At 44.4% G+C, this 23,893-nt stretch carries 20 protein-coding genes; 14 read left to right on the forward strand and 6 right to left on the reverse strand.

Translation table 11 applies throughout. From position 1 onward, the window contains the following. Positions 1-2: 2 nt before the first annotated feature. Complete coding sequence (locus ACRRS0_RS09590; RefSeq protein ID WP_432453428.1) at positions 3-2,039, reverse strand: methyl-accepting chemotaxis protein; 2,037 nt, start codon at positions 2,037-2,039, stop codon at positions 3-5. A 638-nt stretch (positions 2,040-2,677) separates the two neighbouring features. Between ACRRS0_RS09590 and ACRRS0_RS09595 the strand changes: the two genes are divergently transcribed. The 6 genes from ACRRS0_RS09595 (at position 2,678) to ACRRS0_RS09620 (ending at position 8,246) form a co-directional block, all read left to right on the forward strand. Further along, the gene (locus ACRRS0_RS09595) at positions 2,678-4,117 is read left to right on the forward strand and encodes a COG3014 family protein (RefSeq protein WP_432453427.1); all 1,440 of its coding nucleotides are present in this window, start codon (positions 2,678-2,680) and stop codon (positions 4,115-4,117) included. Positions 4,118-4,131: 14 nt separating this feature from the next. Further along, positions 4,132-4,524, forward strand: coding sequence for a YcfL family protein (locus tag ACRRS0_RS09600; RefSeq protein WP_432453426.1), 393 nt, complete (start codon positions 4,132-4,134; stop codon positions 4,522-4,524). 14 nt (positions 4,525-4,538) lie between these two features. Further along, positions 4,539-5,129 (forward strand): penicillin-binding protein activator LpoB, encoded by a 591-nt coding sequence (gene lpoB, locus ACRRS0_RS09605; protein WP_432453425.1) that lies wholly within the window; start codon positions 4,539-4,541, stop codon positions 5,127-5,129. Positions 5,130-5,142: 13 nt separating this feature from the next. Beyond that, positions 5,143-6,174, forward strand: coding sequence for a beta-N-acetylhexosaminidase (nagZ, locus tag ACRRS0_RS09610; RefSeq protein WP_432453424.1), 1,032 nt, complete (start codon positions 5,143-5,145; stop codon positions 6,172-6,174). A 44-nt stretch (positions 6,175-6,218) separates the two neighbouring features. Next, complete coding sequence (ycfP, locus tag ACRRS0_RS09615; protein ID WP_432453423.1) at positions 6,219-6,767, forward strand: alpha/beta hydrolase YcfP; 549 nt, start codon at positions 6,219-6,221, stop codon at positions 6,765-6,767. Between the two features lie 183 nt (positions 6,768-6,950). Beyond that, entirely contained in the window at positions 6,951-8,246 is a 1,296-nt protein-coding gene (locus tag ACRRS0_RS09620; RefSeq protein WP_432453422.1) for an NAD(P)/FAD-dependent oxidoreductase, read from the forward strand. A 42-nt stretch (positions 8,247-8,288) separates the two neighbouring features. On the opposite strand, the gene ACRRS0_RS09625 is transcribed toward ACRRS0_RS09620, so the two are convergent. From ACRRS0_RS09625 to ACRRS0_RS09640, 4 genes are read right to left on the reverse strand one after another with little or no spacing between them, the layout of a single operon-like run. Further along, positions 8,289-8,672, reverse strand: a complete 384-nt coding sequence (locus ACRRS0_RS09625) for a DUF2919 family protein (protein ID WP_432453421.1) — start codon at positions 8,670-8,672, stop codon at positions 8,289-8,291. Positions 8,673-8,680: 8 nt separating this feature from the next. Next, on the reverse strand, positions 8,681-9,829 hold the full coding sequence (locus tag ACRRS0_RS09630; protein ID WP_432453420.1) for a peptidoglycan binding protein CsiV: 1,149 nt from the start codon (positions 9,827-9,829) through the stop codon (positions 8,681-8,683). Then, the gene (gene mfd / locus ACRRS0_RS09635; RefSeq protein ID WP_432453419.1) at positions 9,813-13,268 is read right to left on the reverse strand and encodes a transcription-repair coupling factor; all 3,456 of its coding nucleotides are present in this window, start codon (positions 13,266-13,268) and stop codon (positions 9,813-9,815) included. The genes ACRRS0_RS09630 and mfd overlap by 17 nt, the downstream gene beginning before the upstream one ends. A gap of 7 nt (positions 13,269-13,275) precedes the next feature. Further along, positions 13,276-13,857 (reverse strand): PilZ domain-containing protein, encoded by a 582-nt coding sequence (locus ACRRS0_RS09640; protein WP_432453418.1) that lies wholly within the window; start codon positions 13,855-13,857, stop codon positions 13,276-13,278. A 170-nt stretch (positions 13,858-14,027) separates the two neighbouring features. Between ACRRS0_RS09640 and ACRRS0_RS09645 the strand changes: the two genes are divergently transcribed. The 3 genes from ACRRS0_RS09645 to lolE are packed head-to-tail and all read left to right on the forward strand — an operon-like array spanning position 14,028 to position 17,186. After that, positions 14,028-15,254: a lipoprotein-releasing ABC transporter permease subunit gene (locus ACRRS0_RS09645; protein ID WP_432453417.1), complete on the forward strand. Its 1,227-nt coding sequence runs from the start codon at positions 14,028-14,030 to the stop codon at positions 15,252-15,254. Continuing rightward, a complete protein-coding gene (gene lolD, locus ACRRS0_RS09650) occupies positions 15,247-15,945 on the forward strand; it encodes a lipoprotein-releasing ABC transporter ATP-binding protein LolD (RefSeq protein ID WP_432453416.1) in 699 nt (232 codons plus the stop codon). The genes ACRRS0_RS09645 and lolD overlap by 8 nt, the downstream gene beginning before the upstream one ends. A 2-nt stretch (positions 15,946-15,947) precedes the next feature. After that, positions 15,948-17,186, forward strand: coding sequence for a lipoprotein-releasing ABC transporter permease subunit LolE (gene lolE / locus ACRRS0_RS09655; RefSeq protein ID WP_432453415.1), 1,239 nt, complete (start codon positions 15,948-15,950; stop codon positions 17,184-17,186). Between the two features lie 205 nt (positions 17,187-17,391). Here the strand turns inward: lolE and ACRRS0_RS09660 are convergent, their stop codons facing one another. After that, on the reverse strand, positions 17,392-17,895 hold the full coding sequence (locus ACRRS0_RS09660; protein WP_432453414.1) for a DUF2062 domain-containing protein: 504 nt from the start codon (positions 17,893-17,895) through the stop codon (positions 17,392-17,394). A 68-nt stretch (positions 17,896-17,963) separates the two neighbouring features. On the opposite strand from ACRRS0_RS09660, the gene ACRRS0_RS09665 reads away from it, so the two are divergent. Genes ACRRS0_RS09665 through kdsB form a run of 5 tightly spaced genes read left to right on the forward strand, consistent with a single transcriptional unit; the run spans position 17,964 to position 23,871 of the window. Next, a complete protein-coding gene (locus ACRRS0_RS09665; RefSeq protein ID WP_432459214.1) occupies positions 17,964-20,147 on the forward strand; it encodes a DNA internalization-related competence protein ComEC/Rec2 in 2,184 nt (727 codons plus the stop codon). 56 nt (positions 20,148-20,203) lie between these two features. Further along, positions 20,204-21,952 carry a lipid A export permease/ATP-binding protein MsbA gene (msbA, locus tag ACRRS0_RS09670; RefSeq protein WP_432453412.1) on the forward strand — a complete coding sequence of 583 codons (1,749 nt, stop codon included), beginning with the start codon at positions 20,204-20,206 and terminating at the stop codon, positions 21,950-21,952. After that, complete coding sequence (lpxK, locus tag ACRRS0_RS09675) at positions 21,952-22,938, forward strand: tetraacyldisaccharide 4'-kinase (protein ID WP_432453411.1); 987 nt, start codon at positions 21,952-21,954, stop codon at positions 22,936-22,938. The genes msbA and lpxK overlap by 1 nt, the downstream gene beginning before the upstream one ends. Further along, positions 22,922-23,110, forward strand: coding sequence for a Trm112 family protein (locus tag ACRRS0_RS09680; protein WP_432453410.1), 189 nt, complete (start codon positions 22,922-22,924; stop codon positions 23,108-23,110). Before lpxK ends, ACRRS0_RS09680 begins: the two co-directional genes overlap by 17 nt. Then, a complete protein-coding gene (gene kdsB, locus ACRRS0_RS09685; RefSeq protein WP_432453409.1) occupies positions 23,107-23,871 on the forward strand; it encodes a 3-deoxy-manno-octulosonate cytidylyltransferase in 765 nt (254 codons plus the stop codon). Before ACRRS0_RS09680 ends, kdsB begins: the two co-directional genes overlap by 4 nt. Positions 23,872-23,893 lie beyond the last annotated feature (22 nt).

The following is a 23,893-nucleotide window of genomic DNA, read 5'->3' on the forward strand; positions in this document are numbered from 1 at the left end:
CGTTATAAAGTAAATCGTTTGACTAACGCATCTTGCTCTTGAGCTAATCCACCTAGTTCTTCACTGGTGCTCGCCACGATTTCAATACTTTCATAGTTTTCGTCACTAATGTCTGAAATTCTATTGAGGTTCGCAGAAATTTCAGCTCCGGTGGCTTGTTGTTGTTCGGCGGCAGCGGCGATCTGACTACTCATATCTGAAATTTGAGTAATAATCCCTTGGATCTCTTCCATTGCTCCATTTGCATCAGAAGTTTGATCAATACTGGCTTGCATTTCTGAAGAACATTCAGACATGACTGTGACTGCGCGTTGTGCACTTTTTTGTAAGTTCTCAATCATGGTTTGAATCTCGGTGGTTGAATTCGTCGTTTTTTGGGCCAGAACTCTAACCTCATCGGCGACGACAGCGAAACCGCGCCCTTGTTCCCCAGCTCTTGCTGCCTCGATAGCTGCATTTAACGCTAGCAAGTTGGTTTGATCGGCGATGCCTCGGATCACATCTAAGATTGAACCAATATTGTTGCTCATTGCATCTACCTCACCAATTACCGCGCTACTATCGTCGAGTCGCTCTGATAACTGATGGGTGGTGGTTATATTGTTACTCATTACAGAGCGCCCTGAATTGGCCGCAGCCTCTACTTCCATCACTTTTTCAAGGGTCATATTGGCACTCTGGGCAACTTCACGAACCGATTGTTCCATTTCAGTCATTGCGGCTGCGACCGACGCAGTTTCTTGCCGTTGATTGTTGAGTTCGGTGGTCGCGGTATGCAACGTCACTGAGTTTCCTTGGGATACATTGGATAAGCTTTCGGCAGCTTCGCTAATATCGTGCAGTACTGATCGCATCTGTTTCATCATGCTATTCGCTGAATCCGCAAGTTGACCAAATTCGTTACTACTTTGATAATCGACGGTTTCAGTCATATTACCTGCAGCCGCAGATTTCAAGGTTTTAAGTAGTAGTTGCAAGGGTACTTTAATCGCACTTGCTACATTCCAGGCAACCAAGAAGGCTAAAGGGATAACGATTGCCATTGCGATATATAATCGTAGCCGACTGGTCGCTAGCATTGTATTCGCATTGGCCGACGCTTCGTCAACCAATTTATTGGCGATTTGATTAATGTTGGTGAGTTGTTCGATGGCTTCGGTAATCAGCAACGCTGTTTCGTCGGTTCGGCGTGAAATTGCCTCTTTGTCTTGTGAGACTTTTAAGTGCTGGGCTAATACACCATCCTTTGCAGTGGTATCTTTAATAAATTGATCGATTTGATGGCCCATGTCGTTGCGTAAGTCTGGGATTTCATCCTCAAGATCGGCATTGGCTGAGTTGAAGTTTTTAAGCAACTTTTGATTACGTTGCAAAATCACTGCAATTTTTTCTGATTCGCTGGTATTGAGTCCATCGAGGGTATTCAATTCGATCACTACCATCGCATTGAGAAAGCTTTCAGAGGCCCAGCGAATATAATCGTCATCTAATTCAACGACTTTATCTGACAAATTTTTCTTCAATTGAGGCAGCATGACTGATAGCTGATTGGTACTGCGTTTTACTGTTTGCAAATCAGCTAGATATTTAATGTTATCTGCCATGACCTGCTTGGCAACTTGAAAGTAACGTTCATCCAGGTTGCTTAAGGAATCTAAATGAGAGCCTAATTCGCTATTCCCCTGAGCCATCTTGCGTAAGGTTGCAAGTGAAGAAACGAACTCTTGTTCGCTCTGTTCAAAGGCTTTGCTACTGACTTTAATCGCATCAGGTTTAGTCGATGTTAATGCATCTTTAAAAAACTTATCCGCGGTGAGTAAATCAACAGCAAAGTCGCTGCTCTGCAGTACCAGTGGTGTTGCTTCTTCGGTAACAACATTTAACTGTTGTTTGAATTGATTCCCCGTTTGCAGGGAAAGGACATTTGTTAGCACCATCATGAGTACTAAAAAACCGAAACCTATATTGACTCGGTGAACAATAGATATGTGTTTATAAAACTGGAGCGATACGCCTAAGCGAGCTGACTTTTTATTCATAATTCCTCGACAAATTTTTTGCTAGCTATTTATAGTTATTATGTTTTTTTATTTATTAAAATTATGCCTTTACTCGTGCTGATATACTAGGTATCAGATCACAACTCTACTCGGATAAACCCTTTGTTTATCAGCTTCGATAAAGAAAGCTTCGATAATTGAGTGTTTGCTATCGTTAGGCGAAAAAATTGTCGGAATATTCACCGGTTAGATGTTGAGAGGTGGTAAATTGGCGCGAAGGTTAGGCGTGGACCGAAAAATGGTTTATAAATAGGCTTTGGACTGCTTATCAATTTGTCGTCTGTTAATTTATGCTAGCTTGATAAGTGAGTTATATGTAGGTGTGTTTTACTACATATTGCGACGAACTTAAAATCCAAGTGATCTGGTTCCTCTGTATTAATTAGTCATTATTGCTTTTTGTTTCAATAGGATAGATGGGCGACTGCTCAGCTAGAGGCTTTCTCTCAGTAGTTTGTCTGTCTTCGTTCTTTGGAACATAAATGCATAGCGAAAGACGAACAGTTTAGGGTTTATTCTCGAGAATGCTTATATTGATTGAATCATAGACTTGATGTTCCATCATGATTAATTCTATGTTGCGAGTATTTGTATTTGGGTATTTGGGATAGTAAATAATGCATCAATTTTGGCGTGTCGATAGCAACATTGGGGACCGCCGTAGCCAGTTGCGGTGTACTTGGCCGAAAATTGCAATATTTGTTATTGCGGCGCTCGTTACTGGTTGTTCAACAGCAGTGTTCAGTGATCTTTTTACCACTTATTCTGAACAGTTAAGAGCGAGTCGTTATCAATTGACCGCAGGACAATTTGAACACGCGGCCGAGTTACTGGCAGAGGGAAAGGTAACGGATAATAGCTATTATTTAAAGCAGTTGGAACTTGGTCGAATGTTGTTTTTAGCGGGAGACTTTGAGGCGAGTCAGCAACACTTTAGTCGCGTCGATCAACAGTTAAAATGGTTATCGAGTCAAGCCGAATATCGCCTTTCCACAGGCTTACAACAGCTTTCTACCTTAGCGACCAACGACAATTTTATTCGCTACCATATTCCAGTGTATGAACAAGTCATGTTGCACCATTATCAAGCGATTAATTACTTGCATAGCGGTGGTTTGGAGTCCGCATTGGTTGAAATTCGCCGCGCAGGACAACTACAGCAGTTGGCGATGGAAGAACAGCCAGTGAGCTTAGAGACGCAATTGCAAGACTATCAACAGCAATACGATGAACTGTTGAAGCAATATCCCAGTCCCGATACAACGCTTCCAAATGCTTATCAGAACGGCCTTAGTTATGCTTTGTCTGCAGTTTTGTATTTGGCGGCGGGTCAAGATAATGATGCCTATATTGATTATCGTAAAGCCTTAGCTTTAGCGCCTAATAATCATTATTTGCAGGCTGAAGTTGCTCGATTGGGGCAAAAACTGGCGATGAGTGATTATCAGCAATATACCCCATTGAAAGCTCAGCCGCTGACTGAAGATCAAGGCTTACTCGTTGTTTTACATGAACAATCTATAGTGGCTGCAAGGCAAGAAGTACGCTTTACTTTACCTCTCTATCACCAGCAGCGTTGGCAAACTTATACCTTGGCACTTCCGGTTATTTCTACCAAACCTCAACTGGCGATCCCGTTAGCTTTGTCTTTGGAAGGACACGATTTTGCAACGCAACAATTAGTTCAAATCGATGCTTTAGCTGCCAAGCAACTACAACAAGATTTACCTGCAGTATTGGTGCGGCAAATTTTACGAGTGCTGGCTAAAGACCAGCTGCGTCGAGAAGTGAACCAAGGCGACGCAAAGAAAGGGGAGAATTGGGCGAATGTTTTCGCAAATGTATACAATATAGTGTCTGAGCGAGCGGATACTCGAAGTTGGCAAAGCTTACCAGCATTGGCGCAAATAGCGATTAAACCGTTTGCTGTGGGAAAACATAAATTGACGATGTCTGGTCTGGGTGAATCAGAAGTTTCGGTTAACATAAGGCCAGGTCGAGTGACCTTGGTGTTGACCAACGATCTTGGTTCTACAGTTCAGTTATTTAACTTATAAAAGAGGAGTTGGTTATGAAATATATACTGATAATGCTGTCGTTATTGCTGGTGGCTTGTACTGCCGATACATCTGGTATGATAGCCAATTCACAAAAGCCAGAGGGGAAACAATGGCTGATTGTTGATAACTTAAATTTAGGACGAAAGTTAACCATCACAGAGGCGAGGAGTACTCAAAGTGCCGATCGACTACTGGGTATCGCAACGCTTCAATCTTTATTTAAAGGCGACTTGAGTTTGCAATATCGATTCAACTGGTATGATAGCGATAATATTCAAATCAATGATGCGAGATCCGCATGGACACCGCTCACTCTACATGGTCGTGAACAGGTTCAGATTCAGTCGGTCGCGTTAGTTGCTAATGCCCACCATTTCAAAGTTTATGTTAGAGAAGTTCAATAACAGAGAGATAAGTTATGAAAACATATGTTTTAGCCGTTTCGATGGCAGCCCTTATGCTAAGTGGTTGTTCTAGCCAGGTAAGTTATGGTGATCCGCAAGCCGTAGAAACGGTGGATGTGGCCTTTGGCTCTACGGATTTACAGACAATTGCAGGTCAAATGACAGACTCAATGGTTGCGTCGCCCTTATTAACGGAATTAACTCGTAACAAACGGCCAATCGTATTTGTTGATAAAATAAAAAATAAAACGAGTGAGCATATCGATACTGAATCTGTTAGCGATACTATCAGTACCCGCTTGTTACAGTCAGGTAAGTTTCGATTTGTAGATATGACCACGGTGAACCAAGTGCGTGAACAGTTGAACTTTCAAAATGACGGTGGTTTAGTTGATCCCGCTAAAGCAATTGCGTTCGGTCAACAAGTCGGGGCAGAGTATATGCTGTATGGCAACTTAGCGAGTATTGTTAAAACCAACAAAAAGACCAAAGATGTTTATTATAAGATGACGATGCGTTTACTTGATCTTAAAACTGGTTTAGTAGAATGGGCCGATGAAACCGAGATCCGTAAGGCTGAAACTAAATCTACCTTTGGCTGGTAGGAGTATCGAGCCGATGGGACCGCTGTTTTTAGATTTATTGGGCGCCGAGCTGAGTGCTGAAGAGCGAGATATGTTACAGCATCCCCTTGTGGGAGGTGTCATTTTATTTAGTCGTAATTATCAGGAGCGTGCCCAGTTAATTGAACTGGTTCGCTCAATAAGAGCTGCGAGTAAACAGTATTTATTGATTGCTGTGGATCAAGAAGGAGGACGTGTACAACGTTTTCGGCATCAGTTTTCTTGCATACCTGCGATGGGGGATATTGATGCAGGGGCAAGGCAACTGAGGATGGCTAGTGTCGATCTGGCTGAACAGTTGGGTTGGTTAATGGCCGTTGAGCTCAGAGCTTGCGATATTGATATTAGTTTCGCTCCGGTGCTGGATATCAACGGTTGTAGTGATGTGATTGGTACTCGTGCTTTTAGTTCTAACCCTGAACAGATCGTTAGTGATGCGGGTGGTTTTATCTCTGGAATGCATCACGCAGGGATGAAGGCAACTGGCAAGCACTTTCCCGGACATGGGAATGTTAAAGCAGACACTCATCACTTTGAAGCCACTGACTCGCGCTCATTTGATGAGATTAAACGTTATGATTTAAGTGTATTTAGGCGTTTAATTAGTCAAAATAAATTGGACGCAGTGATGCCCGCACACGTAATTTATAGTGATGTTGACGATAAACCCGCAGGATTTTCTAAGCGGTGGTTACAACAAGTATTGCGTAAAGATTTAGGTTTCAAGGGGGTTATATTTAGTGATGATTTGTCGATGCAGGGCGCAGCCCTTGCTGGTGATCATGTGCAACGAGCCGAGCAAGCCTTGACCGCAGGCTGTGATTACCTTTTGGCCTGCAACGATCGAGATGCCAGTATTCGCTTATTAGATGGCTTACCACATACTCAGGTTGCACGCCCCGATGCCTTGCGAGCAAAAGCTTATCCTATGACTTGGTCGGAGCTCACAGCATTGACTCAATATCGACAAATCGCTGCGCGCGCCCTAGAAATTCAGCAAATTAGTAGTGAACTGAGTGAGAACTAAATACACTTAGTATTCATGCGGGAATATAAACAAGGAATCGCATCATGATTATTTATTTACACGGCTTTGATTCTACAAGTCCGGGTAACCATGAAAAAGTACTACAGCTTCAGTTTGTCGATAGCGATGTGCGTCAAATCAGTTACAGTACCATTCATCCTCGACACGATATGAGTCACTTACTCAAAGAAGTCCACAAACAGTTAATGTTGAGTGCTGAAGAGGAAGTGGTGATTTGTGGTGTTGGTTTAGGCGGGTATTGGAGTGAGCGGATTGGTTATCTATGTGGAATTCCCTCCGTTTTGTTTAACCCGAATTTGCACCCAGAGCGGAACATGCAGGGCAAAATAGAGCGGCCCGAGGAGTATTTAGATATTGCGACTAAATGTGTTGCAGAGTTTAGAGACAAAAATCGTGGTAATTGTACGGTTGTGTTGTCTGAAAATGATGGTGTGTTAGATAGCCAACTTTCAGCTGAAGAGTTACAAGATTATTATCCGATTATTTGGGATAGCCAGCAAGCACATAAATTTCAAGATATTAGTCGTCATTTACAATTAATTAAGTCATTGCGGAGTCTACCTCGTCTATGAAATGATTGAGATCAGCGAATAGAGGCATTTCCCCCTCGTTTTTATAAGCCTTTTTTTTGTGATCCTACTCTCATTACGTATAATATGACGCAGCAGAGCGATTATTCAAAGGCGTAGTACATAATGATAAAGCCTTTTAAAAAGCGCTAAACACTTCAAGTTGTGAGAAGGAAATAAGCAAGAATGACTAAAATTGTTGTTGTAGGTGGTGGCGCAGGTGGCTTAGAACTCGCGACGAGTTTGGGTCACAAACTTGGCAAACGAGGTAAAGCCAAGATAGTTCTCATTGATAAAAATAGAACGCATTTGTGGAAACCATTACTACATGAAGTCGCGACGGGGTCGCTAGATGCCGGAATCGATGCCTTAAGCTATCGTTCTCATGCGGCCAATCACGGTTTTGAGTTTCAATTAGGTGAAGTTGCTGATATTGATCGCGAAGAGCAGTTGGTGACGCTAAAAGCCATGGTCGAAGAGGAGCAGGAAGTATTACCAGCTCGGCAGATCGACTATGACTATTTAGTGATGGCAATCGGTTCCGTGTCCAATGACTTTAATACGAAGGGTGTCAAAGAGCATTGCATTTTCTTAGATAATCCGAGTCGCGCCAATTTATTCCACTCTCGAATGTTAAATCGATTCTTGCAGTATTCTCAAGGCGATGAATCACAACAGGGAGAAAAGGTCAGAATTTCCATTGTTGGGGCTGGTGCCACAGGTGTTGAGTTATCGGCGGAGTTATACAACGCGCTTGATCAACTGCGGGCTTATGGCGTACCAAATCTTAGCAGTTCAAGTTTGGCGGTTACGCTGGTTGAAGCGGGTGATAAAATTTTGCCAGCATTACCGGTTAGAATTTCTTCGTCAGCGCATTCAGAATTGCAAAAAATGGGCGTTGATGTTCGCACCAGCACCATGATTACCGAAGCCACTGCGGAAGGGTTAACGACAAAAGATGGCGAGTTAATTAAAGCCGATTTGATGGTGTGGGCGGCTGGCATTAAGTGCCCTGAATTTATGAAAGAAATCGGTGGGCTAGAAACCAACCGGATTAATCAGTTAGTGGTTAGGCCTACGCTACAAAGTTCACGTGACAGTAATGTTTATGCGATAGGTGATTGTGCCAGTTGTGCCTTGGGTGAGAAAGGCTTTGTTCCTCCGAGGGCTCAATCTGCACATCAGATGGCTTCCTTAGTTTACAAAAACATCCTACGTCAGCTTGAAGAAAAACCGTTACTTGAATTTGAGTACAAAGATCATGGTTCGTTGGTGTCTTTAAGTCGTTATTCTACCGTTGGGTCACTGATGGGTAACTTGATGCAAGGCTCTATGATGATTGAAGGGCGGATTGCTAGAATGGTCTATATCTCTTTATACCGGATGCACCAAATTGCTTTACATGGTTATTTTAAAACAGGATTAATGATGCTCGTTGGGCGAATTAATCAGGTATTAAGACCGAAGTTAAAGCTCCACTAAATACAGGCTTTAAGATTCTATTAGAAAGGCAATAACTACTGGTTATTGCCTTTCTAATCCGGCTTTTACTACGATAAAAGCGAACATCAAACTCAACCACAGTGTGAGCGCACTCAGCGCTTCAAATCGCCAATGATGTAAATTCATTAAATAGGCCTGGCTGAGAATATCGGCCAGCAATAACACGAATACCCCCCATAACTGAAACGTTAAAGAGACCGTCTGCCACAGCTTGGGCAAGAGAAGACGAGATAGCGGAAGTGCGCCTAAAGCTAAGCCGACATAAAACCAATGATGGTCGGGATATAGTAAGCTGAGCAGCTTTTCTCCCATTTGACGAGAGCTAGCCGCGATTGCTAGCAATAGCCAGGTGCGACTTAATAAGGCGCAGCTGAATAGCACACTTGGTTGGTTCGCAACGACCACTGCAGCGCTTACGAAGCCGTTTGGCTCGCGGGAGCCGTGAATACTGCTTCAGTAGTGGCTGACTCGGCTGAGTTGCCCTCGAGTGATTTCTGTTCTGGTGCAATAATCTCTGCCATGTCGTTGTCCTGACCATCCGCTATGGATGTTGGTGAAAGTGCACTTTGATTTTCTGGACTACGACGAATTTGGATCAGCATGCCCATTAGTGGATGGTCGAAATAATGTATTTCTCCGGAACGGACACGACGTTTTTGATCAAACTTAAAGCTATGTAGCTCCTCTTCTGTTTGATAATTCGCAATTAAACTGCCATCTTCAACTCCCTTTTGTTCTCCACTTAATATCACCACTTGCTGCGGTTCATTATTTGGCAGGGGATTGGGGGGGGTGAGCTGTGTTTGGCGATCAGAGGGAAGAACCTCTCTTTCAACTTCAACAGGACGTTTTAGGATCAGTTGACTCTCGATATACAAGTAGTGTTGCAAGTAAATTCTAATCCCACCGTTTAGCTCCCAAATTTCGGCCGGTACCTGAGCAACGGCGTCGCTGCTAGTTTCACCATTTAGCGGCGTTGCTTGCTCAAACAAGCTGGTTTCACCAAGCTTATTCTGCTCATCGCTCTTGGCGTTAACGATTGCGTCATTATGAGCTGCAAAGTTAATCAGGTGGCCATCGGCTTGAAAGCGTTGCGAAAAGTCTTGGCCTGCTTGCAACTGATAAAATTTGGCTCGATGACGGGGTGCAACGACTTCCCGCCAAGCTAGATGTATGAGCGGTGTAAAGGCTGCGTGCTGATTTAATTTGGCAAATTGTTCACCTAACTCTAGTTGGTCGGCATTCAGCATCTGTCGATGGGTCGCACCAGTGATAGGCCAACCGCGTCCGTCAATGGTTACAGGTAACTGTTCAAATCGAGGCCGAATGCAGGGCTCGGTGTTACAAGCAAACAACGGTGCGAGCAACGGTTCACTGGTATTTACGCTGAACGTTTGTGGTTGCGGCCAATATTCTTGACTGCTTTCGACACTAACATTACGTTTAAAAACGATGACTTCAATGTCAAACCAACGCGGTCCATCTGCCATGCTAGGCGCGCTGGTCGTAACGATTGCGGCCAAGCCAAGAAGCTGTATAGCCTGTTTAAGAGTTGCTCGCATTGGCGTTAAATTGCTCCAATATAGATTCTATGAGGGTGAGGCGCTGTTCGGGACCGTCGCTTGGAACCGCAAATTTTAGCTTGTTGGCGCCTTCCATTCGATAAATAGCTGGCTGAGATTGTAGCAGGCTTACCAGAAAAGCGGCATTAACTTTTGTTGATTCGGCAAACTCGATAACGCCGCCTTTCGGTCCGGCCTCTAAGCGCTTAATACCGAGGTGGTCGGCTTCAATTTTAAGCCTTTGCACGTTGAACAAGTTTTGAGCAGGTTCCGGTAATAAGCCAAAACGGTCAATCAGCTCGACTTGTAATTCGCGCATTTCTGCAGAATTCCCGCAATTAGCAATGCGTTTGTACATAGTGAGTCGAGTTGTGACATCAAAAATATAATCGTCAGGCAGTAGTGCTGGTAAGCGTAATTCAATCTCACATTGTTCGCTTTGACTGAGATCCCAATTGAGATCTTGACCATTTTTGAGGGCTGTTACCGCTCGGTCTAACATTTCCATATATAGGGTAAAGCCAACGGCTTCTATTTGTCCACTTTGGTCATCTCCTAAGAGTTCACCAGCTCCGCGAATTTCCAGGTCGTGGGTAGCTAAGGTAAAGCCTGCGCCTAAGTCCTCTAGTTGAGCGATCGCCTCTAAACGTTTACGTGCGTCTTTACTCAATAGTTTTGGTGGTGGAGTGAGTAAATAGGCATAGGCTTGGTGATGAGAACGGCCAACTCGACCGCGTAATTGGTGTAACTGAGCCAAGCCAAAATTATCAGCACGATTGATAATAATGGTATTAGCACTGGCGATATCAATCCCAGTCTCGATAATGGTAGTACAAACCAGAACGTTAAAACGTTGATGGTGAAAGTCTCCCATAATGCGCTCTAGCTCACGTTCGCGCATTTGTCCGTGGGCCACAGTAATACGTGCCTGTGGCAGCGATTCAGAGAGTTCTTGGGCGACTCGCTCAATGGTTTCAACCTTATTGTGTAGAAAGTAAACCTGCCCCCCGCGCATTATTTCGCGACTAATCGCTTCCTTAATTAGTGCATTATCATATTGGCGCACAAAGGTTTTTACCGCTAAGCGTTTTGCCGGAGGGGTCGCAATGATCGATAGATCACGCATGCCACTCATTGCCATATTCAGGGTTCTAGGTATTGGTGTTGCGGTGAGTGTGAGAATATCAACATTCGCCCGCATCGCTTTTATTTGCTCTTTTTGACGCACTCCAAAGCGGTGTTCTTCATCAATAACCAGCAGCCCTAAATCAGAAAATTTCACATCCTTGCTTAATAACTTATGGGTTCCGATTACGATATCGACACGACCATCAGCCAGTTTTGTGAGTACTTGATTTTGTTCTTTGGTGGTGTTGAAGCGTGATAAAGAAGCGACTTCAATCGGCCAATTGGCAAAGCGGTCACTAAAGTTGTCAAAGTGTTGCTGGGCAAGCAGGGTGGTCGGGACGAGCACGGCCACCTGTTTTCCGCTGTTCACGGCGACAAATGCGGCACGCATCGCCACCTCTGTCTTACCAAAACCAACATCGCCACAAACCAGCCGGTCCATTGCGTTTGGCGTCTGCATGTCTTGTAACATCGCAGTAATAGCTTGCTGTTGGTCGTCGGTTTCTTCAAAGGGGAAATCGGCGCTAAATTGTTGATAGGCCGCTTCGTCAAGTTGATATCCATACCCAGGTTTAGCGGCGCGTTTGGCATATACTTCTAGCAGCTCTGCGGCGACATCACGGATTTTCTCGGCCGCTTTTTGCTTGGCTTTTTGCCATTGTTCATTGCCTAGCTTGTGCAGTGGCGCCGTTTCGTCGTTGGCTCCAGAGTAACGGCTAATTAAATGGAGTGCATTTACAGGTACATATAATTTTGCCTGATTGGCATATTCAAGGCTTAAAAATTCAGTTTTTATGCCGCCGTTTTCAAAGCTGGTTAAGCCCAGATAACGGCCCACGCCGTGTTCTAGGTGCACCACTGGTTGACCAATTGATAGTTCTGCTAAATTGCGGATCAGAACATCGGGATTGAGCGTTTTACTTGAGGCCTTGCGCTGTTTAGCGCGAACTTTGTCACCGAGTAAGTCGGTTTCAGTAATCAACTGCAAAGTTGGTGTGTTTAGTTCAAAGCCTTTTTCGATAGGCGCGACCACAATCGCCAGACTATCGTTACTCGCAACAAAGTTAAAAATGCTTTGATGATTTTTAAGCTTTAACTTGAGGGGGCGAAGTAAATTCTTGAGTGCTTCTCTGCGTCCCTCGGTTTCGGCAATAAAGCAGGTTTTAGGATGCGGGTGATGCTCTAGGTAATGGCTTAGGGCCTGTAATGGTAAATTGAGTCGATGATTGACGCTGAGGTCTGGTAATGCATGAGCGGCTAAATTGAGCCGTCCTTGGGCATTTTTGGCCGGTCCGCTACGCAGCTTAATGCCAGCAAAACTTTTTAATTCCTTAAAACACTGATCAACATTTAAATAGAGTTCATCTGGCGGCAAAATGGGCCGAGAGCGGTCATGGCGACGGTTTTGATAGCGTTCTTCGAGATTTTGCCAAAACTGTTTTCCAGCATGTTCTAAGTCGCCAATTTTTAAGATGATGGTATTGGCCGATAGTTGGTCACTCAGGCTTTCTGTATGTGAGTGAAATAGCGGCAGGTAGTATTCGATACCCGCTGGCATGATCCCTTTTGATACCTGCTGGTAGATTGATTCCGCCTCTCGGCTTGGCTCGAATCGATCACGCCATTGTTGGCGAAAGGTTTCGATGCCGGCTTGATCGGTGGGGAACTCATGGGCTGGCAGCAAGGTAATTTGTTGCTGCGTTTGCTCACTGCGCTGGGTGTCGGGATCAAACTGACGAATGGTGTCTAGCTCATCATCGAAAAAGTCTAAACGAAATGGTTGGCGACTGCCCATGGGGTAAAGATCGAGTAAGCTTCCGCGTAGCGCAAATTCGCCATGTTCCATGACTTGGTCGACATGTTGATAACCCGCGCTAACCAAGCGTTCTTTAAAAGCCGTGATGTTGAGCTGCTGGCCAACCTTAAGTTGCAAACTATGTTTGGCTAAAAATTCGGCCGGAGCACAGCGCTGTAACCAGGTTGCAATCGGTGCGATGACGACACTGTTTTTGTCCTGACTAAGCTGATTAAGACTGAGGATCCGCTGGGAAATGATATCTTGGTGTGGTGAGAAGGTATCGTAAGGAAGCGTTTCCCAATCTGGAAGTAAGTGCACTGCGCGTTGCGGTTGTAAGCCATTCACTTCTCGTTCTATTTGCAGCGCGCTGCGGGTATCTTCCGTTAAAATAACTAAGGGCGCATCTAAGGTGGTTACATATTGATGGACCACCAAGGCCAACGCACTGCCCGGTAAATTAGTGACTTGTTTATTGTCGCCCGCATGCTCAGGGCAAGGTAGATTTAATAACACGACTGACTCATTTTTTTTCGGCTAATAGGCGAGCGTCGGCTCGCGCTTTTAATTGTTGGCTTTGCACATGAAGACTGGCACGGACCAAGGTTTCAATATCTTCATCACGGATCCAGTGGTAATTGATATGCAGTAATTGTTGCTGGCTGTGGGCCACCGATTGTGAACCTTGAACTTGACCATAACAAAATACCGCGCTGGATTCTTCAGGTAAGAATATTTTTAATCTCACCATTTGTCCGGCCTTTAAGGGACTATCCCAAAAACAGTGGATTTCTGAGCCTCCAAACTGATGGCTAGTGGTGCGATGTTCACTACTATCTTGCTGGACTAAGACATAGCTTAAAACCCGATTCAGTTTCTGTTCTTGAGCTTGTAGATAAGCGAGTAGTTGTTCGCCAGCTTCGCCGAGTTGTTTTAGCGCACGTAAACCAAGCAAACCATGGTGGTGGCTACTATTAGCGAGGATGAATGGCTCTGGAATTAGGGCCTCAAACTCGCTGTACGAAGAGGGTAAGTTATCATCTTCAATGAGCTCTAAATTCACATTAAGCTGATGAGTCACACTAAAGTAATGTTGATCTTGCATATTTTCCTACAAGTGCCACGCGGCGAAGTTATTCCATAAAACCATGCATAAAGCCTAGTTGAGGTAGAAATTACAACAAGTTGTGTCATGGAATGCAAATAAACTAATTATCTTTATGTTTTACCGGATTAAGCTTGGGCTGTCACTTGTTGACGGATCATGGGCGCGGTATGATGACCGCGTTTTTTCGCCTACGGATGACCTTAGCCTCGATGAATTTGATTGGCTTTATAGCATGGCGCTTCTCTCGAGGAGCCAAACAGCAACGTTTTGCATCATTTGTGAGTTGGTTTTCAACGCTAGGAATTACGCTTGGCGTGGCGGCATTGATCACCGTCATTTCAGTGATGAACGGTTTTGAGAATCAACTCAAACAACGTATTTTAAACTTGGTCCCTCATCTTACGTTTAGCCAGCAAGTTGAACTACCGCCGTTTTTAGCTAAGTTCCCTCATTCGCCCTTAGTGCTAAGTGAAGTTGTTTTGCAAAGCAGTCATCAACTGACGGCGGTAACGTTGCAAGGAATTGATCCTAAGCAACAGGCCGACATTGATTTATTGCGACAACATTTGTTAATCGGCGAGCTGGATAGTCTTAAGCCAGGTTCTTACAAGGTGGTCATCGGGATTGGTGTCGCAAATGCGCTTGGCGTTCGTTTAGGCGATAGCATTCGTTTGATGGCAACCGACCGGGTGCTATTCACGCCACTTGGTGAAATGCCTTCACAACGTAATTTTGTGGTCTCCGGTATTTTTGAGTTTGCAGCAGAAGTTGATAAGCAGTTTGTTCTGGTGAATATCGATGATAGTGCTCGGCTGTTGCGAAGTTCTGTGGCAGCGGTGAGCCAACAGCGACTCTTCCTCGATGACCCTTTCCAGATCGAGTCTCTCAGTGTTGCCTTGGATCAACAAGGTATTCAATATCAAGATTGGCGGCGTTTTTATGGTGAATTATTTGCTGCGGTTAAGATGGAAAAAAACATGATGGGGATGTTGTTTTGTTTAATTATTGCGGTGGCTGCCTTCAATATCTTATCTAGTCTGGTGATGATGGTTGGAGAAAAACGCAGTGACGTTGCGATCTTACAAACTCTAGGTTTGACGCAACAGAAAGTCGTTTTGGTATTTATGGTTCAAGGTGCCTGGAGCGGTTGTATTGGTGCGGGGGTTGGTGCTTTCGCAGGCTGGCTTTTAAGTCATCATATTAACGGCGTGATGTCTGCCATTGGCTTGAATTTCGCCGCGAGTCTCGGTGGTGCAGGTTTACCAGTATTGCAACGTAGTGAGCAAATCATCTTTATTACGGTGGTTGCAATGTTATTAAGTATTTTAGCAACCATTTATCCTGCTTGGCGCGCCAGCAAAATTTTACCCGCAGAGGCACTTCGTTATGAGTGAGCAAACAGCTCAGCCCGTTTTAGTGGCAACAAATATTGTTAAAACTTATCAAGATGGTAGCCAATTTACTGAAGTATTACATGGCGTCGATTTCACTGTATATCCCGGTGAAGCGGTGGCTATTGTGGGAAGTTCCGGTTCCGGTAAAAGTACTTTGTTGCATATTTTGGGCGGCCTGGATGATGCTAATCAGGGCGAAGTTAGTATTGATAATCAAGCGCTTAACCAAATGAATTCCAAACAGCTTGCTAAGTTGCGTAATCAAAAACTAGGGTTTATTTATCAATTTCATCACCTATTAGGAGAATTTTCAGCCTTAGAGAATGTGGCAATGCCGCTATTGATCGCCGGTGAGACAAAAAAAGTTGCGATGGCTAAGGCCCAAAAGTTATTAGACAGAGTGGGTTTGGGGCATCGATTAGCACATCGACCCGCCGAGTTATCGGGAGGGGAGCGTCAACGAACGGCGATTGCACGAGCTCTGGTGAACCAGCCTCGTTTGGTGTTGGCAGATGAGCCTACGGGGAATTTGGATAGCCATAGCTCCGACGCAATTTACCAATTAATCTTGGAGCTCAACCAAGATTTGGGCACCGCCTTCGTGGTTGTGACTCATGATTTAGCTTTAGCTGCCAAATTTAATCGTCAAGCCTTTATGCAAGATGGCAACTTTAGTGAAGAGGCGCAGTAACGATGCGGCTTCCTTTATCGATTTTAATTGGTTTGCGTTACCACCGCGCTAAACATAGTAATGGGTTTATTTCCTTTATCTCCCGTTCTTCCACTTTAGGGATTGTACTGGGTGTCGCAGTACTCATTATCGGTTTATCGGTGATGAACGGCTTCGAGCGGGAACTTCGGGATCGGTTTTTGGGCATCGTGAGTCATGGCGAATTAGAAGCCGTTAATCCGCCGCTGGTTGATCATCAAGATTTGCTGACCCAAGCAACCAGACACTCCGAAGTTTTAGGTGCAGCACCTTACGTGACGCTGAGCGCCTTAGCGCAAAAAGGGAGGAAGATGAAAGCGATTGCCTTGAAAGGGATCGATCCCGCTATTGAACGCACGGTGACGGACTTACATCAGTATATTGGAGACGATGCGTGGCAAGCGTTACAGTCGGATCTGCCACAAGTTGTGTTGGGTGCCGGTATTGCCCGTTTACTCGAGGTTAGCGTAGGTGATCCGGTGACGCTATTATTACCTAAAGCTGGAACCCGTCAGCATTTGAGCGCGCCCCAGCGAGTTAGAGTTAAGGTGGTTGGCTTAATGAATGCTGGTGGTCAGTTAGATAATCAGCTGGCTTTCATTAACTTAGCTTATGCCCAAAAGTTGATGCAATGGCAAGATGGGGTATCTGGCATCAGTTTGCGCTTAGTGGATCCGCTTGATGCAGACCGCGTGGTTCGCTTAGTCGCCAAAGGGTTTCCCCAACTAGTGTATATTAAAAGTTGGACTCGCCAGCATGGCTATTTATATCAAGATATTCAGTTGGTTAGAACAATCATGTATGCAATTATGTTGCTGATTGTTGCAGTGGCAAGTTTTAATATCATTTCCACACTGATCTTGGCGGTGAGTGAAAAAAGAGGGGATATCGCCATTTTGAAAACAATGGGGGCCACCGATGCAAGTTTGGTGAGAAGCTTTATTGTTTATGGTTCATACAATGGCGTGATCGGCTGTTGTTGGGGGGCAATATTGGGGATCTTAGGCAGTTTAGGACTTCCTAAGTTGGCTGCTGTTGTCGAAAGTATACTGGGTCACAGTCTGTTGTCGGCAGATATCTACTTTATTGATTTTTTACCCACTCAGTTACTATGGCGTGATGTCATTGCAGTGGTGTGCGCAGCTTTGCTACTGAGTATTTTTGCCACGATTTGGCCTGCATGGCAGGCGGCTCGAGTTAAACCAGCGCAAGAACTTGCTTAAGGCTGAAGCACTGTGAACGATTTGAGGTGAGGAGACCCTATGCTATAAGTCTTTTCATTGTGTTTCGTGAGCAACCGTATAAATTACTTTTTGTGACTTCTTCGGGTCCCGAGGTAGCTCTTTTTCATACACAAAGTGTTCGCATATCCAACAAGTGACACAAGCGCTTCAAAGTTCAATTCACCTTCACCGCATCAAGGTTTGTTTATCGACGTTTTTTATAGCGTCGTCTGACCGAGTAACGCCAAGCAGCATTAATTGAAAAATAGCCGAGTGCTGAAAAGAAGATTGAACAAACAAGACAACCTAACAAAAATGCCGGGCCAATAGTGGCTATCAAATGCTCGATACTATGCCATGAAAATTTAAAATGATAGTACTCAATAGGTTGCTGCAATATGCTTGCGCCCACTAAATAGCAAAGATAAAAGATCGGTGGGATGGTTAAGGGGTTGGATACCCATACTAAGGCAACCGATAAAGGTAAATTCACCCGAAACATGATTGCCAATGCAGCCGCAATCACCATTTGTGATGGTAAAGGGACAAACGCAACAAATAAACCGACTGCAAATGCGCCAGCCGCAGAGCGACGATTGAGATGCCATAGGTTTGGGTTATGAAGCCACTGACCAAAAAACTTGAGATGTTTACTGGATTTTAAATCTTCAGTTTTTGGAATAAATCGTTGTAAGGTTTTTTTTGGCATATAGTTTGTTATTGACAATAAACTTTTTATCGCACATGAATGCATTTTTACTAGCAAGTTTGCTAGCTATGACATCATCGTTATTATGGGCTAATTTACTTAGCATACCATCGTTATATAGTTGCTACATCGCTCTATTTGCTTTGTTTTGGCGGCGAAGATATTTTTTAGCAGGCCTCGTATTCGGGATCTGCTGGATAACTAGCCATGCGCTATATTATCAATCTTGGATTGAGAGCATCCATCAAAAAGCGCACAACTCTAGCATAATTGGTCAGGTGTTGGCAGTTCAAAATAACGTTTATGGTCAAAAAATTACTTTAGAAATACATCAGTTAGATGGACGCTCTAGTTGGCTGTGGTGGCGGCCTAAGTTGGTATTGTATCAGTCTAAGCTTAGTGACCGATCGCAGATCGTGCTTGCTGGGCAGACCATTGATGTTGGGGCGCGTTTAAAACCAGCGTTTGCTAGTTTAAATCCTGCGGGTTTTAATTATGCCCGTTGGTTGGTCTCCCAGTCGATTATCGCCCGAGGTTCGGTATTGTCGCTTCGCATTGCGCAGGCGGAAAGCTCTAGTCGGGAGCGATGGCTTGGCTTTCTCAACCAGCAATTACAAGGCCTTGAATACGGCGGCGAGATCCTCGCGTTGATGGTAGGGGATAAGCGCAGCTTGAATCACCAGCATATGCAGTTGTATCGCCAATCGGGTCTGAGTCATCTATTTGTATTATCCGGCTTACACCTTGGCATCGTGGCGTTGTGGTCATGGTATATGGCTAATTTGTTGTTTTTGCTGATGCGTCGGCAGGAACGGTTGTGGTCCTTGACGCTGAGTTTAATGTGTTGCGGGTTTTATTGTTGGTTAGCCAATTGGCAACTGCCGATGTTACGTGCGTTGTTGATGTACAGCTGCGTTATTATAAGTATTGGATTGTTCAATCGGCGGCGAGCTTGGCACGGGGTGCTGATCAGTTTATTTATTATTTTAACGCTATGGCCATTTAGTATGTATGGCAACAGTCTGTGGTTGTCGTTTGCCGCCGTTGTGGTGGTATTACTGGCACTGTGGTGCGGTCCCAGTCACAAACTAATGATGTTGGTATTTATTCAGTTGATGGTTGGTATCATCTTGATGCCGCTTCAAGTCTTGATGTTTGGTGTGATTCCGAGTTGTGCGCTGTTGGTCAATCTTATTGCGGTACCACTGTTTAGCGTGCTTTTGGTACCTGCGGTCATGGCATTATTTGTTCTATATATCGTCGGTTTACCATTGGCTGACTGGTGGGCCGATTTACTCAATGATGTTTTTGGTCTCTTCCATCAAAGTTTGATGGCTTTAAATCAGTGGCAGTTACTTAGCTTTCATTTACCGCGTTTTACTATTGCTATGCTGTTATTGTTTGCTGCTTATGTTTGGGCCTTTGGTTTGTTTAGGAGGCAAGTCCATCTGGCTTGGCTAAGCTTGCTCATGTTCGTACCTGTTTGGCCGTCATCTCTTGCTCCAGACGACTCGTGGCAAATCATAGTATTAGATGTTGGACAAGGCCTATCGGTGGTGGTTATTCAGCAAGATGAAGCGCTGATTTATGACAGTGGTCCTCGCTACCGAAGTGGCTTTAGTTATGCGCAAAGTGTCACCATTCCTTTGTTGGTTGACCAATCGGTGAATCGACTTCCTTGGTTGGTGTTTAGTCATGGAGATAACGATCATGCCGGTGGGCGATTTGTTCTGGAACAGCATTATCCGGAAGCGAAGCGCTATTATGGTAGAGATCCGCGTTTGCCTGAGGCGAATTGTATGGGGGTTCATCAATGGAAAAAACTGCGACTTCAGTTTTGGTTGGCTGAGCGAGGGGAGGGTAATAATGGTTCTTGTGTGCTGAGAATCGATGATGGACATTATAGTTTATTACTTCCTGGAGACATTGAACAAGTGATTGAAGTTGAATTACTGAGCCAGTTTACGGCGCCCGTCACCATGTTGCTTAGCCCTCATCATGGCAGCAATAGTTCTTCTTCTGAGGCATTTGTTCAGCAATTTAAACCCGAAATAGTCATTCACAGCAGTGCTGCTTTTAACCGTTTTGGTTTCCCCAAACCTCAAGTGACACAACGATATGCGGCAAGCCAGCAATTCATAACCGGCAAGGTGGGCGCGATAAACATTAAAATCGATGACCGTTCATATCAAATTAGCTCGCAGCGAGATAAATTATTCAGCCCTTGGTACCAAAAAATCATCAGTTGGTGATTTGTCTATAAACCGCTAAACTAAGGCAATTTTTCCGATGGAATAACTCTGTTCTTATGATTCCAGATACAGCTACTGATACAAAAGCTAACTTTATCCGTTTATTAGGCTATGTGAAAGACCGCAAAATTGGCTTGATTGTTGCCGTTATTGGCATGATTGGTTACGGCGCGGTAGATACTATGTTTGTTTATTCAATTAAACCGTTAATCGATGAGGGATTGTCTGGCAGTAACCCTGCAGTATTAACCTATATGCCGATTTTTGTTCTCGGTATTGTGTTATTGCGGGGAATATGTGGTTTTGCTAGCGGTTACGGTATGTCTTGGGTGGGTGGCCATTTGGTGATGAAAATCCAGCGACAGATTTTTAATCATCTGATGCTCATGCCAGTGTCATTTTTTGATAAAAACCCAACGGGGAGCTTACTCTCAAAAATTACTTATGATTCGAACCAAGTGAGTACTGCTGCCACCGCTAGTTTGGTGAATCTAGTTCGAGAAGGCGCTACCATTATCGGTTTGCTGTGCTTAATGTTTTATAACAGCTGGCAGTTATCCCTGATCTTTTTCTTGATTGGTCCACCAGTTGGTTTTGCAATTAATCTCGTTAGTCGTCGTTTTCGTAAAATTAGCACTCATTTACAACACGCTGTCGGTAATGTGACCACCACTACCGAACAAATGTTGAATGGCCATCGTGAAATTTTGTCTTTTGGTGGCCAGAACAAAGAAGCACAGCGCTTTGATCATGCCAGTAATATGATCCGTCGCCAGCAAATGAAAATGGCAACGGTCAGCGCCATTGCCAACCCTGCTATTCAATTTATTGCCTCGATTGGTTTATCCGTTGTGCTATATGTGGCGTCATTTCCTGAGTTAGTTGACAAATTAACGCCGGGTACGTTTACGATTATTGTCACCTCGATGATGATGTTGTTAAAGCCGTTAAGGGTGGTGACTCAGTTGAACAATGATGTGCAACGTGCGATGGCGGCTTGTACTAGTCTGTTTACGGTCATGGATATGAATACTGAATCTGATACAGGCAGCTACAAAACCAAACGGGCGCAAGGCGACATTTGTTTAAAGCAAGTGAACTTTAAGTACCCGACTAAAAACGAATTAGTACTCAAAGGGATCGATTTAACGATTCAAGCGGGCCAAACCGTTGCTTTGGTCGGGCGTTCGGGCAGTGGTAAAAGCACCATTGCCAGTTTGTTACCCAAGTTTTATGAAGTTACGGCTGGTGAAATCACTTTAGATGGACGTTTATTGCAAGACTATGAGTTGAAGAATTTACGTGACCAGTTTTCTCAAGTGTCTCAAATGGTTCACTTATTTAGTGGTACTATCGCCGAAAATATTGGTTACGCCAAAGATGATGCTACTCGAGAAGAAATAGAGCGGGTGGCCGAGATGGCTAACGTAAGCGCCTTTGTTGAACAATTTGAAGAAGGTTACGATACCATCATTGGCGAAAAAGGGGTGATGTTATCTGGTGGACAACGACAGCGCATTGCCATTGCTCGTGCCTTGTTAAAAGATGCCCCGGTGCTGATCCTCGATGAGGCCACCTCAGCTTTAGATACTGAATCAGAACGTAAAATCCAACAAGCCATCGATCGCGTATGCTCTGACAGGACTGCGATTGTGATTGCGCATCGCCTTTCCACCATTGAGAATGCCGACATCATTGTGGTGATTGATGAGGGATGTATTGTAGAACAAGGTAGTCACTCCGAGCTTATGGCTTTAAAAGGGACCTATTATCAGTTACATCAAATTCAATTTGGCCAAAAATAGTGAAGTTTTGGTACCAAAGCGCTAAGCAGCACTGGTTTAAAATTGTCCCATTGCTGCTATTCAGTTATCTATTTCGCTTCATTGCGAGGCTGCGTCGTTTGGCTTATCAGCAAGGATGGCTGGGTCAATATGTTTGTCCCGTACCGGTGGTGGTCGTGGGGAATATTAGCGTTGGAGGGAATGGCAAAACACCGGTTGTACTGGCCTTAGTGGAAGCTGCAAAAAAGCATGGCTTCAAACCTGGTGTGGTGAGCCGAGGGTATGGGGCCAAGGCTCCACATTATCCTTTTCAAGTCGATGCCTCAAGCGACAGCGAACATTGTGGTGATGAGCCTTTACTGATTTATTTGCGTAGTCGATGTCCGGTGATGGTGGACCCAAACCGAAGTCGTGCTTGCCATGCTATTTTGCAAGCTGGCGTTGACCTTATTATTTGTGATGATGGCATGCAACATTATGCCTTAGCGCGAGATATTGAAATTGCCGTAATTGATGCGCAACGTGGTTTGGGGAATGGCTTGTGTTTACCGGCAGGTCCGTTACGAGAACCAGCTTCGCGTTTAGCTCGCACCGATATTGTGATTAGCAATGGGGAGCCAGCATTCTCGGCGGAGAGTTACATTTTAAGCTTGCAGGCTTCTGCAATTCGAAAAGTAATGGATGATTCGGTGGTGCAAAACTTATCTACGGTAGATCTTGCGCTCGCGGGGATTGGTAATCCCCAACGCTTTTTTTCATCGCTTATCCCTTTAGGGATTCATGCAATAGAGCATATGGCTTTAGATGACCATCGACCCTTAACTTTGCAACAACAACGTGAACTGTTTAATAAAACACTGATTATGACGGAAAAAGATGCGATAAAATATCGCCATACGGCAGGTACTGATTGGTATTATTTGCCTGTAGATAGTGTGCTGCCAGCTGCATTTTATCAGCACTTTTTCTCTTTATTACAGGAAAAAACCAATGTCAGTCGAACATAATTTACTTGAAATAGTCGCTTGCCCTTTGTGTAAAGGTAAGCTTCATTATGATAAACCAAACAACGAATTAGTCTGTAAGTTTGATCGCCTTGCTTATCCCATAAAAGACGCTATTCCGGTGTTATTAACCAGTGAAGCCCGTGAGATGTCTTTAAATGAGTTACCGCAATGAAGTTTGTCGTGGTGATTCCGGCGCGTTATCAGTCAACTCGACTACCAGCTAAACCTTTGCAAGATATTGCTGGTAAAACCATGATCGAGCGAGTTTATCAGCAAGCTTTATTGTCAGGTGCCGAACGAGTCGTGATTGCTACTGATGACCAACGAATTGTTGATGTCGCAGAGTCCTTTCAAGCCGAGGTCATACTCACGGCCCAGAGCCATGAGTCGGGCACTGAACGTTTAGCCGAAGTATGTCAGCGTTTAGCGTTTGCCGCCGATACTATCGTGGTTAATGTTCAGGGGGATGAGCCAATGATCCCACCGAAGGTGATTGCTCAGGTAGCTGGCTTATTAGAAGACGCACCAGCAGTAAAAATGGCTAGCCTTTCAGTGCCTATTCTTGAAGACACTGACATTCATGATCCAAACGTGGTCAAGGTGGTGTGTGACAAGGATAATCACGCTCTCTATTTTAGCCGCGCCCCGATCCCTTTTGAACGGGATGGTCAGTGGCAAGCTGATCTTTATTCAAGGCATATTGGAATTTATGCTTATCGGGCTCATTTCGTGGATGAATATATACAGCTGTCGCCTTCTCCTCTGGAAAAAATGGAAAAGTTAGAACAGTTGCGAGTATTGTGGCATGGCTACAAGATAAAAATGGCAAGGGCTTTAGAAACGCCGGCACACGGGGTTGATACTCCGGAAGATCTTGAAAAAGTCAGAGCCTTATTTAAGCTAAAGTGCTCTTCAATTAAGTCTTTAGACTGATTGAGTGATTTCATTTATTAAT

Source organism: Agarivorans sp. QJM3NY_29 (genome assembly GCF_050870835.2).
Taxonomy (GTDB): Bacteria; Pseudomonadota; Gammaproteobacteria; order Enterobacterales; family Celerinatantimonadaceae; genus Agarivorans.

Bases quoted from the DNA above. Each gene is read 5' to 3' on its own strand.
- ACRRS0_RS09680 (WP_432453410.1), top strand. From the start codon at position 22,922: ATGTCAGTCGAACATAATTTACTTGAAATAGTCGCTTGCCCTTTGTGT.
- ACRRS0_RS09620 (WP_432453422.1), top strand. From the start codon at position 6,951: ATGACTAAAATTGTTGTTGTAGGTGGTGGCGCAGGTGGCTTAGAACTC.
- kdsB (WP_432453409.1), top strand. From the start codon at position 23,107: ATGAAGTTTGTCGTGGTGATTCCGGCGCGTTATCAGTCAACTCGACTA.
- lolE (WP_432453415.1), top strand. From the start codon at position 15,948: ATGCGGCTTCCTTTATCGATTTTAATTGGTTTGCGTTACCACCGCGCT.
- ycfP (WP_432453423.1), top strand. From the start codon at position 6,219: ATGATTATTTATTTACACGGCTTTGATTCTACAAGTCCGGGTAACCAT.
- ACRRS0_RS09665 (WP_432459214.1), top strand. From the start codon at position 17,964: ATGACATCATCGTTATTATGGGCTAATTTACTTAGCATACCATCGTTA.
- nagZ (WP_432453424.1), top strand. From the start codon at position 5,143: ATGGGACCGCTGTTTTTAGATTTATTGGGCGCCGAGCTGAGTGCTGAA.
- ACRRS0_RS09595 (WP_432453427.1), top strand. From the start codon at position 2,678: ATGCATCAATTTTGGCGTGTCGATAGCAACATTGGGGACCGCCGTAGC.
- ACRRS0_RS09600 (WP_432453426.1), top strand. From the start codon at position 4,132: ATGAAATATATACTGATAATGCTGTCGTTATTGCTGGTGGCTTGTACT.
- lpoB (WP_432453425.1), top strand. From the start codon at position 4,539: ATGAAAACATATGTTTTAGCCGTTTCGATGGCAGCCCTTATGCTAAGT.
- ACRRS0_RS09590 (WP_432453428.1), bottom strand. From the start codon at position 2,039: ATGAATAAAAAGTCAGCTCGCTTAGGCGTATCGCTCCAGTTTTATAAA.
- ACRRS0_RS09660 (WP_432453414.1), bottom strand. From the start codon at position 17,895: ATGCCAAAAAAAACCTTACAACGATTTATTCCAAAAACTGAAGATTTA.
- ACRRS0_RS09640 (WP_432453418.1), bottom strand. From the start codon at position 13,857: ATGCAAGATCAACATTACTTTAGTGTGACTCATCAGCTTAATGTGAAT.
- lolD (WP_432453416.1), top strand. From the start codon at position 15,247: ATGAGTGAGCAAACAGCTCAGCCCGTTTTAGTGGCAACAAATATTGTT.
- msbA (WP_432453412.1), top strand. From the start codon at position 20,204: ATGATTCCAGATACAGCTACTGATACAAAAGCTAACTTTATCCGTTTA.
- ACRRS0_RS09645 (WP_432453417.1), top strand. From the start codon at position 14,028: ATGATGACCGCGTTTTTTCGCCTACGGATGACCTTAGCCTCGATGAAT.
- ACRRS0_RS09630 (WP_432453420.1), bottom strand. From the start codon at position 9,829: ATGCGAGCAACTCTTAAACAGGCTATACAGCTTCTTGGCTTGGCCGCA.